The sequence below is a fragment of the Streptomyces hainanensis genome, from assembly GCF_004348415.1.
Taxonomy (GTDB): Bacteria; Actinomycetota; Actinomycetes; order Streptomycetales; family Streptomycetaceae; genus Streptomyces; species Streptomyces hainanensis.
The window spans coordinates 1-9,540 of the sequence record NZ_SMKI01000311.1 but is presented as its reverse complement, the minus strand read 5'-3'; the positions used below and the strand labels follow the sequence as shown (position 1 = coordinate 9,540).

Below are 9,540 nucleotides of genomic sequence, written 5' to 3'. Positions count from 1 at the left end.
GGGTAGCGTCGGGGCGTGGTGGATGTGGTGATCGTCGGGGCCGGGCCGAACGGGTTGGCCGCCGGAGTCGTGCTGGCCAGGGCCGGGCTCGGGGTGGCGGTGTACGAGGCCGCGGCGGCGATCGGCGGCGGGCTGCGCAGCGAGAGCCTGTTCGACGAGCGGGTCACGCACGACGTCTGCTCGGCCGTGCACCCGATGGCGGCGGCGTCGCCGTTCTTCCGGGAGTTCGACCTGGCGGCGCGCGGCGTCGAGTTGCTGCGGCCCGAGATCAGTTACGCGCATCCCCTGGATGGCGGGCCGGCGGCCGTGGCGTTCCACGATCTGGAGCGCACCGCCGAGCGGCTCGGGCCGGACGGCGCCCGGTGGCGGCGGCTGATGCGGCCGCTGGTCGAACACAGCGCGGGTGTCACCGGGTTCCTGCTCTCCGGGCAGCGCGCGCTGCCCCGCGATCCCCTCGTGCCGTGGCTGCTCGCCGGCCGGTTGGCGCGGCACGGCACCCGGCTGGCCGCCGGGGCCTTCGAGGGCGAGGAGGCCGCCGCGCTGCTCGCCGGGGTCGCGGCCCACGGCCTCGGCCGGCTGCCCAGCCTGCCCACGGCGGCGGTCGCGGCGCTGCTCGGGCACCTGGCCCACGTGGGCGGCTGGCCGCTGCCGCGCGGCGGCAGCGGGCGGATCGCCGAGGCGATGGCCGACGACATCAGGGCGCACGGCGGCACGCTGCACACCGGACACCGGGTCACCGACCTGCGGGAGTTCGCGGGCGCCCGGGCGGTACTGCTGGACGTCGGGGTCAGGGAGTTCCTGGCCATCGCCGGCGACCGGCTGCCCGCCGGCTACGCGCGGCGGCTGGCGCGCTTCCGTTACGGTCCGGCCGCCGCCAAGGTGGACTTCCTGGTGTCGGAGCCCATCCCGTGGGCCGATCCGCTGGTCGGCCGGGCCGGCACGGTGCATCTCGGCGGCGGGCGGGCCGAGATCGTCCGGCAGGAGACGCTCGCGGCGCGCGGGGTGCCGACCGAGGAACCGTTCGTGCTGCTGGTCGACCCGGCCGTCACCGATCCGGGGCGAGCCGCGTCGGGGGCTCGGCCGGTGTGGGCCTACGCGCACGTGCCCAACGGGGACACCCGCGATCCGCTGCCCCTGGTGCGGCGGCAGATCGAACGGTTCGCGCCGGGCTTCGGCGACACGGTGCTGCGTGAACGGGCCGTCGCCGCGGCCGACTACGCGTCGCACAACCCCAACTACGTGGGCGGCGACATCGCCTCCGGGGCGATGACGCTCTACCAGAGCGTGGCCCGGCCGGTGCCCAGGTTCGACCCGTACCGCACGCCGCTGCCCGGGGTGTTCCTGTGCTCGGCCGCCACCCCGCCGGGGCCGAGCGTGCACGGGATGTGCGGGCTGCTCGCCGCCCGTTCCGCGCTGCGGCACCGGTTCGGGGCGCGGGCGCTGCCCTCGCTCGCGCCCTGAGCGTCGGCCCCGGGTGGGTCAGATCCAGCCGCGGTCGCGGGCGAGCAGGGCGGCCTGGGCACGGTTGCCCGCGCCGAGCAGCCGCATCAGCTCGGCGACCCGGCGGCGGTAGGTGCGGACCGAGACGCCGACCGTCCTGGCGCCGGTCTCGTCGAGGCTGCCCGAGCACATGGCGACCAGCACCCGCCGCTCGGTGTCCGCCAGCCCGGCGGGGCCCGGGTAGGGCGCCGCCACCGCCCAGGCGCGTTCGAACAGGCCGGTGAGGCCGGCGAGGATCCCCGGCTCGGTGACGACGAGGGCGCCGTGGTCGAGGTCGTCGCCACGGGCCGGGAGCAGGGCGATCCGGTGGTCGGCCATCAGCAGCCGTTCGGTGGCGTCGGCCACCAGGCGGATCCGCGCGCCGTGCCGGGCGAGCTCCGCCAGGTAGTCGGCGGTCGGCGGATGTTCCAGGCAGGCGGCCGGCACCACGACGCGGCACCGCAGCCCGCGGCGCAGGCAGCGCAGCGCGATCGGGCGGATGAACGCGAGATGCGCGGCCGGCATGGCGTGCCAGGGCGTCAGGGAAAGCACTTCCTCGCACGCCTGGAATGCCCAGTCGACAACGCGGTCCCGGATCTCCGCCGCGTCGTTCACGAGTTCCACGCCGGGGCGTTCGGCGGCCGCCCCCGGTTCACCGGCCGCCGCCTCGGCGCGCAGCGACGCGAGTAATTCCCTCGCGCCGCGGGCGAATCGGTCGGAGTTCCGGTCCGGGTCCCCGCCGGTGGAGTCGGCCCGGCTCAGCCGCGCCACCGCCGTCTCGGGGTGCGCGGGTGCGATGCGACCGCCGGCCGCCAGCCTGACCAGGCCGAGGCTGCGCAGCCGGCGCAGCCTCGGCAACGCCTCGGCCGGCTCCAGGTCAAGGGTGTGGCACAGCTCGGGAAGCGTCGATCTCGGCCTTCGGAGAACGTGTCGGTAGACCTTCTCGTCCTCGCCGGAAACACCGAAGAACGACAACCTGCTTTCCCCCATGATTCACCCTCTGCCGCGACGGCTTTCGCGCCCCTTCGCCATCACCGGCACCTTCGCGGTCACCGGCCCTCTTGCTATCACCGAACGGGGCGCGCCGCGCGGGCTGTGAATCTCCCGGACGTGGACCGTGCCGGCTCCGTGACATTCGTCGCGGAGCCATGACGGTCCCGGGGAACGGGCCGGTGGCCGGGTCAGTCCGCCGGGCGGTCCCAGTCCACGCCGGTCAGCCGCCGGTAGACCTCGACATAGCGGCCCCGGGTGCGCTCGACCACTTCGGCCGGCAGTTCGGGGGGCGGCAGTTCGCCGGACCGGTCCCAGCCGGACTCGGGCGAGGAGAGCCAGTCGCGGAGCACCTGCTTGTCGTAGGGCCGCTGCGGCCGGCCCGGCTGCCACTCGTCCCGGCTCCAGAACCGCGACGAGTCCGGCGTCAGCACCTCGTCGGCCAGCACCAGCGGGTCGTCGGCGTCCTCACCGGCGCCGCGACCGAACTCGAACTTGGTGTCCGCCAGGATCACCCCGCGGTCCCTGGCCACGTCCCTGGCCCGCCCGTAGACGGCGAGGGTGGCCTGCCGCAGCTGGGCCGCGGTGTCGGCGCCGACCTTGCGGGCGACCTCCTCGTAGCTCACGTTCTCGTCGTGCTCGCCGACGGCGGCCTTGGTGGCCGGGGTGAAGATGGGGGCGGGCAGCTCGGAGCCGTCCTCGAGACCGGGCGGCAGGGCGAGGCCGCAGACCGTGCGGTCCCGCTCGTACTCCACGAGCCCCGAGCCCGTCAGATAGCCGCGGGCCACCGCCTCGACCGGGATCATCGCCAACTGCCGGCAGACGGTGACCCGCCCCTTCCAGTCGGGGGGCGCGCCGGCCGGCAGCTCGGTGGAGATCACGTGGTTGGGCACCAGGTCGGCGAGTTGGTCGAACCACCACAGGGACAGCCTGGTCAGGATCCGGCCCTTGTCCGGGATCTCGGTGGGCAGCACCCAGTCGTAGGCGGAGACCCGGTCGCTGGCGACCATGACCAGCTCCCCCGCCTCGTTCCGGTAGAGGTCCCGTACCTTCCCGGTGTGCAGGTGCACGAGCCCGGGCACCTCGACGGGCTCGGGCTTGTCGACGAATCCTGGCACTGCGCCTCCTGGCAACGTGACGGACTGATGGGCCGGTTCGGGTGGATGGTCGGCCGGGCGCCCTTATTGTCCCGCAGGGCCCGCGCCGCCCCGGCGGGGGGCGCATCGGCCCCCGCCCCCCGAGGGGGGCGGGCCGCTAGTCGCGCTTGCAGATACGGTCCAGCAGATTGGCCGTCGCCTTCTGGATCCGGGAGTCCAGGTGGCCGGGGCGGCCGAGCGCCGGCGACCAGGCGAAGGTGCCGGAGGCGAAGACCCAGGCGCCGCTCGGCGCCCGGTAGAGCGAGGTCTCCTGGTGCCGCCTGGCCCCCGCGTCGTCCCGGTACGGGGAGTGGGCGAGCAGCACCCGGCTCACGGACTCCGGCAGCGCGGTGCGCGGGAAGTACCGGTCGGCCTCGCCGGCGACCAGCCCCGGCAGTTCGTCGCCTTCCCGGACGCCGGTGGCCTCCCACAGCCAGTGGTCGGCGTTGCGCACCACCAGGGGGTGCGGGCGCGGCACCCGCCCCGCGTACTGGATGCCGAGCAGCAGTTGCTCCGGCTGCCCCTGCTCCCGCCACAGCACCGCCCGGCCGGGGCCCTGGCGCTTGCGGCAGCTGAGCAGCCGGTCGGGGTCGCCGGAGGGCAGCGGGCCGAGCGAGACCTGCCAGTACATGGTGTTGGCGGACAGGAAGACGAGCGAGGTGCCGCCGTCCCTGGCGCGCTCGACGACCGCGCGCATCTCGCGTGACCAGTACTCGTCGTGGCCGGAGAAGATCAACCCCCGGTACCTGGCCGGGTCGACGCGGCCGGCGTGCAGGTCGCGGGCGGTGGCGTAGGCGAGGTCGTAGCCGTACCGCTCGGCCCAGCGGATGAAGTCGTAGGCGTGGCCCACGTGCAGCGGCAGCCCGGCGCCCGCGTAGGGACGGTCGAAGGAGACGGTGACCGCGGCGTCGTGCTCGCCGAGCAGCCGGCCGCCGGCGTCCCACGCGTGGTAGAGGCTGGCGCCGGTGCGGCCGTCCTCGGGGAAGAGGTTGTACGACTGCCAGGTGACGTCGGGCAGCACCAGCAGCAGGTCGGCCGGGTTGTCGTCCCGGACGGTGAACGGCACATGGGAGCGGTAGGCGCCGTCCGCCGTGGTGAGGACGGCGACATGGGCGCCGGGCTGCCAGTCGGCCGGCACCTGGAGCCGCCAGGAGAGCCACCAGTGGTGGCAGGAGACCGTGCGGCCCGCGACCAGCGGTGCCGGCTGCCGCGTGCCCATCAACTTGGGACTGTGCAGCAGAAGTTGTGCGCCGTCACCGGCGAAATGGCCGATGCGGTAGATGTCGATGGTGAACTCCTGGGGCGGGTCGACCGTGACCCGGAAGTCCAGCGGCCGGCCGGGGGCCACCGCGCCGTCCGGCACGAAGCCCTTGATCTGGCAGGCCACGTCGTCCGCGTTGGCCGGCCCGGCGGGCCGTGTCGGCACGGCGTGGTCGCTGCGCCTGAACTGGCTCTCGTCCCCGCGGAACCAGGGCAGCGGCCCCTGCCCGAACGGGTCGGAAACGGCCTGGGTGAGCGCGCCCGACTCCCATCGCCCAATGCGTTCGGTGCTCTCTCTCAAACTCCCCTCCCTGCACCTCCGTCGCGCCTGTAGGACCACCCAGCACATCACATCCCGCGAGTGCTCGATCACCATTCGTCGCGGCGTTGACCGGAGATGATGGCCCGATAGTGGCGCCAACCGGGCAAACTGTCCAGGGCGCTCGGCGAGTTGCGGCCAGGTGCCACCCGCGCCCCCTCGGTCACACGAGGCGCACCGGTTTGTCCGCCCGGGCGCCGATGCCGGCCAGCCACTCCCGCAGCGGGCCGGGGTCGCCGTCGTCCACCAGGCTGTGCACCTGCGCCGCCAGGTCCTGCCGGCGCTTGCCGTCGGCCAGCAGCACCGGACCGTCCAGCCAGTCGAGCCCGGGCACGGCCGCCGTGGTGTCGGCTGCCGCGCAGCAGACCGCCGCGGCCACGTGTTCGACCAGCGACTCCCGCTTCTCGCCGCGCTCCTGGCCGGCGACCAGCCGGGCGGCCAGCGCGTCCACCCCGTGGTCGGTGGCCGCCGCGTCCGTGAGCCGCTGGAGGACCCAGGCCAGCGTCGGCGTCTCGGCGGCGTCCAACGCGGCGAAGAGCCGGGCCGCCCGGTCGCGCCAGATGCGGTCGACGACCTCCTCCGGGTAGGCCGGCCAGTCGACCGGGGTCCAGTCGGCGGGTGGCGCGCCGGCCGGCGCCCCGTGCAGCAGGCGGGCGGCGAGCAGCGAGATCTCGTCGTCCATGGCGCCCGGCTCGTCCAGCAGGTCGCAGGCGGGCCGCTCGCCGAGCCTGGCCGTGAAGCCCTCGGCCAGCCGGTCGCGGCGGGAAAGCTCGGTGAGCGCGGCGACCACGCCCGCGTTGAGCCCGCGCGGCCAGCGGCCGATCCGCCAGGCCGGCAGCGCGACCCGGGTGAGCAGCCGGTCCCAGCCGGCGTAGGCGAGGCCGACCTGTTCCTGTGCCGAGGTGCGCAGCACCGGATCGACGCCCTGGGCGCGGCCGGCGGCGGCCAGCGCGACGCCTCGCTCCATCTCGGCCGAGTGCCGGGCGGCGGCGCGCAGCATCAGGCGGGCCGCCCGACCGGCGAAGGCCAGCAGCGGGCGGCGCAGCGCCGAGGAGCCGGCGGCCAGCCCGGCCGCGGCGTCCCAGGCGCGGACGCAGCGGCGGGCGGCGGCCACGTCCGGGTGGGCCGAGGGCCCGGTGCCGGCGACGACCGGCGCGAGCAGCGCGCGCAGCTCGGCCACCCGCAGCCACCACAGGAACGGCGAGCCGATGACCAGCACCGGCGCCACCGAACCCGGCCGGCCCGAGCGCGGCGGCTCCTCCAGCCAGCTGTCGCAGTCGGGCGTGAGGGCGATGCCGGCCGGCGCCGGGACGTCGAGGCACTCGGCGAGGTCGACTATGAGCCCGTGCAGCGCCGGCGCGGCGTGCTCCGGCACCTCGACGGTGGGTGTGACGACGGGACGCGCCCCGGCGATGCGTGCCCCGGTGGCCGCCGCGAGCGCCAGCACCGCGACCGCGACGCCGGCCACCGGCCACCGGACGGCGCCACCGGTGCCGGTGACGAACAGCACCACGGCGACGGCGGCCGGCAGCAGCGCCAGCGCCAGCGCGGTGTCGCGCACCCGCAGCACGGCCAGCGCGTGATCGCGCGCGGAGTGTCCGGCGCCGCCGGCTGTTCGCGCCTCACGCTGCACCATGGCCCTGCCCTCCGCTCTTCCGACGCCGCCGACCACCCTGGCCGTTCTCCCACTGTCGCACCGGGCACTGACAACGCAACGCACGGTGATCCGATCGCCGTAGGGAACGGCCGGCTGGCATCCCAGGCGACAGCCGGGGACGGGGGCGAAACACACTGCGCCGCACCCTAGTTGGGCACGGCTGACGCGTCAGCCGGTCAGCGGATTGGTCACTCGATGGTGGGGCTTTGGGTAAAGCAGGCAACCGGGGCCGTGTTATCGGGTCGCGGCCGCCCGCGCGGCGATGTCGCCGCGGTGGTGCGAGCCGGCGAGCCGGATCCGGCCCACGGCGCGGTACGCCGTCTCCCGCGCGGCCGCCAGGTCGGCCCCCGTCGCGGTGACGGAGAGCACCCGGCCGCCGGCGCTGACGATCCGGCCGTCGTCGTCCCGGCGCGTGCCGGCGTGCAGCACGTAGGCGTCGGGTCCTTCGGCCGCGGCCACCTCGTCAAGGCCCTCGATCGGGTCGCCGGAGCGCGGCGCCTCGGGGTACCCCTCGGCCGCCACGACCACCGTGACGGCGGCGTCCTCGCTCCAGCGGAGCGGCGGGAGGCCCACCAGCTCGCCGGTGGCGGCGGCCAGCAGGAACCCGGCGAGCGGGGTGCGCAGCCGGGCCAGCACCACCTGCGTCTCCGGGTCGCCGAACCTGGCGTTGAACTCCACGACCCGCACCCCGTTCGAGGTCAGCGCGAGCCCGGCGTAGAGCAGCCCGGCGAACGGGGTGCCGCGGCGCCGCAGTTCGTCGACGGTCGGCTGGAGCACGGTGCTCAGCACCTCGTCGACGAGACCGGGGTCGGCCCACGGCAGCGGCGAGTAGGCGCCCATGCCACCGGTGTTGGGGCCCTGGTCGCCGTCGAGCGCGCGCTTGAAGTCCTGGGCCGGCTGGAGCGGCACGACGGTCTCGCCGTCGGTGACGGCGAACAGCGACACCTCGGGGCCGTCCAGGTACTCCTCGATGACGACGCGCTCGCAGGACACGGCGTGCGCGCGGGCCGCGGCCAGGTCCTCCGTGACGACGACGCCCTTGCCGGCGGCCAGGCCGTCGTCCTTGACGACGTAGGGCGGGCCGAACGCGTCGAGCGCCTTGTCGGCCTCGGCGGCGCCCACACAGACGTACGACCTGGCGGTCGGGACGCCGGCGGCGGCCATGACCTCCTTGGCGAACGCCTTGCTGCCCTCGAGCCGGGCGGCCTCGGCCGAGGGCCCGAAGGCGGGGATCCCGGCGCCCCGCACCGCGTCCGCCACACCGACGACGAGCGGGGCCTCCGGCCCCACCACGACCAACTCGGCGCCGAGCCGCCCGGCGAGCGCCGCCACGGCGGCGCCGTCCAGCGCGTCGACCGGATGGGTGGTCGCCACCTCGGCGATCCCGGCGTTGCCGGGCGCGCAGTGCAGCCCGGTGACGGCCGGGTCGCGGGAGAGAGCGTGGCACAGGGCGTGTTCGCGGGCGCCGCCGCCGATGACAAGGATCCTCACGCAGGGCAGCCTAACGGCGTGGGGCCCGTGCCCCGACTTCCACCCTTTCGAGCGACGGCCGACAACGTCACGGGGCTGACGCCCCCGCCGCCCGCCAACCGGCCGCCGAGGCCCTCGCGGGCCGGCCGCGCCCCCGTCCCGGGTCCGGCCCTCCGGGCCGGTGCCGGGGCCCTCGCGGGCCGGCCGATCCGGATTCCCGCACGGCGGGCCACACGCGGCGGGGCGAAGCCGGGCCCTGCGGGCCGGTGCCGGGGCCCTGCGGGCCGGCCGGCGCGGAGCCCCTGCCCCTTCGGGCAGAGCGGCGCCGGACGGAGCACCGACCTGGGGGCCGCCCGGTCCATGGCGAGCTGGACCTGCCGACCTGGCGATCCCGGGCCCGCCGGGCCGGTGCGGTGGCTGGCGGAACCGAGGCCCTCCGGGCGGACGGAGCCCGGCAGAGCCGAGGCCCTCCGGGCCGACCGGGGTGGGGCGAAGCCGCGGAACGCTGCGGGCCGCCCGGTCCAGGACGGGCCCGCCGGGCCGGTACGGTTCCCGGCGAAGCCGAGGCCCTCCGCGCCGACCGGAGTGGGGCGAAGCCTCACAGCCCTGCGGGCCACCCGGTACAGGGCGAAGCCTCAGCCATCCGAGCCCCTGCGGTGGTCGGCGCCTCACGGTGAGCGAGGTGCGGCAGAGCCGCGGCCGTCCGCGCCGACGGGAACGCTGCGGGCCGCCCGGGCCAGGGCGGTCACCGGCGGAACCGGCCCTCGGGGCGGACGGAGCCCGGCAGAGCCGAGGCCCTCCGGGCCGACCGGGGTGGGGGCGAAGCCCCAGCACTCCGGGCCGGAGCGGTCACCGGCGGCACGGGGCCTTCACGGCCCTCCGGGCCGGACGGGGGATAGGGGCGAAGCCCCACAGCCCTGCGGGCCGCCCGGTTCGGGACGGGGCCTCCGGACCCTTGCCGTCGCCGGCGGAGCCGGCGCGGCCGGGTGGCTGCCTCGGCCACCCGTGGTGCAGCCCACGCACAGGCGAGGCAAGGCGAGGCGATCCGGCCCTCCGGGCCGGTTCGCTCGTCAGCTGAAGACGATCATCGAGCCCTGGGCCAGGCTCCTCGTCGCGGCGGCGTGGAGCGAGAGCCAGACATGCCGTTCGCGGGCGAACGGGTGGTCGAGGGAGGCCGGTTCCGCGGCGGGTTCGTCGAGCCACCTCGAAAGCGATGACCGCGCCCATAC

Annotated in this window: 6 protein-coding genes; 1 reads left to right on the top strand and 5 read right to left on the bottom strand. The window is 76.1% G+C overall.

Going from position 1 to position 9,540, the window contains the following annotated elements; all coding sequences use genetic code 11:
* The first annotated feature begins 15 nt into the window (after window positions 1–15).
* On the top strand, window positions 16–1,461 hold the full coding sequence (locus E1283_RS24915; RefSeq protein ID WP_132820385.1) for a phytoene desaturase family protein: 1,446 nt from the start codon (window positions 16–18) through the stop codon (window positions 1,459–1,461).
* An 18-nt stretch (window positions 1,462–1,479) separates the two neighbouring features.
* On the opposite strand, the gene E1283_RS24910 is transcribed toward E1283_RS24915, so the two are convergent.
* The 5 genes from E1283_RS24910 to purD form a co-directional block, all read right to left on the bottom strand.
* Window positions 1,480–2,469 (bottom strand): helix-turn-helix domain-containing protein, encoded by a 990-nt coding sequence (locus tag E1283_RS24910; RefSeq protein ID WP_132820384.1) that lies wholly within the window; start codon window positions 2,467–2,469, stop codon window positions 1,480–1,482.
* A gap of 191 nt (window positions 2,470–2,660) precedes the next feature.
* The gene (locus E1283_RS24905) at window positions 2,661–3,587 is read right to left on the bottom strand and encodes a phosphoribosylaminoimidazolesuccinocarboxamide synthase (RefSeq protein ID WP_132820383.1); all 927 of its coding nucleotides are present in this window, start codon (window positions 3,585–3,587) and stop codon (window positions 2,661–2,663) included.
* A gap of 136 nt (window positions 3,588–3,723) precedes the next feature.
* Window positions 3,724–5,166, bottom strand: coding sequence for a N,N-dimethylformamidase beta subunit family domain-containing protein (locus E1283_RS24900; protein ID WP_132820382.1), 1,443 nt, complete (start codon window positions 5,164–5,166; stop codon window positions 3,724–3,726).
* A gap of 181 nt (window positions 5,167–5,347) precedes the next feature.
* Window positions 5,348–6,820 (bottom strand): hypothetical protein, encoded by a 1,473-nt coding sequence (locus E1283_RS24895; protein ID WP_132820381.1) that lies wholly within the window; start codon window positions 6,818–6,820, stop codon window positions 5,348–5,350.
* A gap of 255 nt (window positions 6,821–7,075) precedes the next feature.
* Window positions 7,076–8,332, bottom strand: a complete 1,257-nt coding sequence (gene purD, locus E1283_RS24890) for a phosphoribosylamine--glycine ligase (protein WP_132820380.1) — start codon at window positions 8,330–8,332, stop codon at window positions 7,076–7,078.
* Between the last annotated feature and the right edge of the window lie 1,208 nt (window positions 8,333–9,540).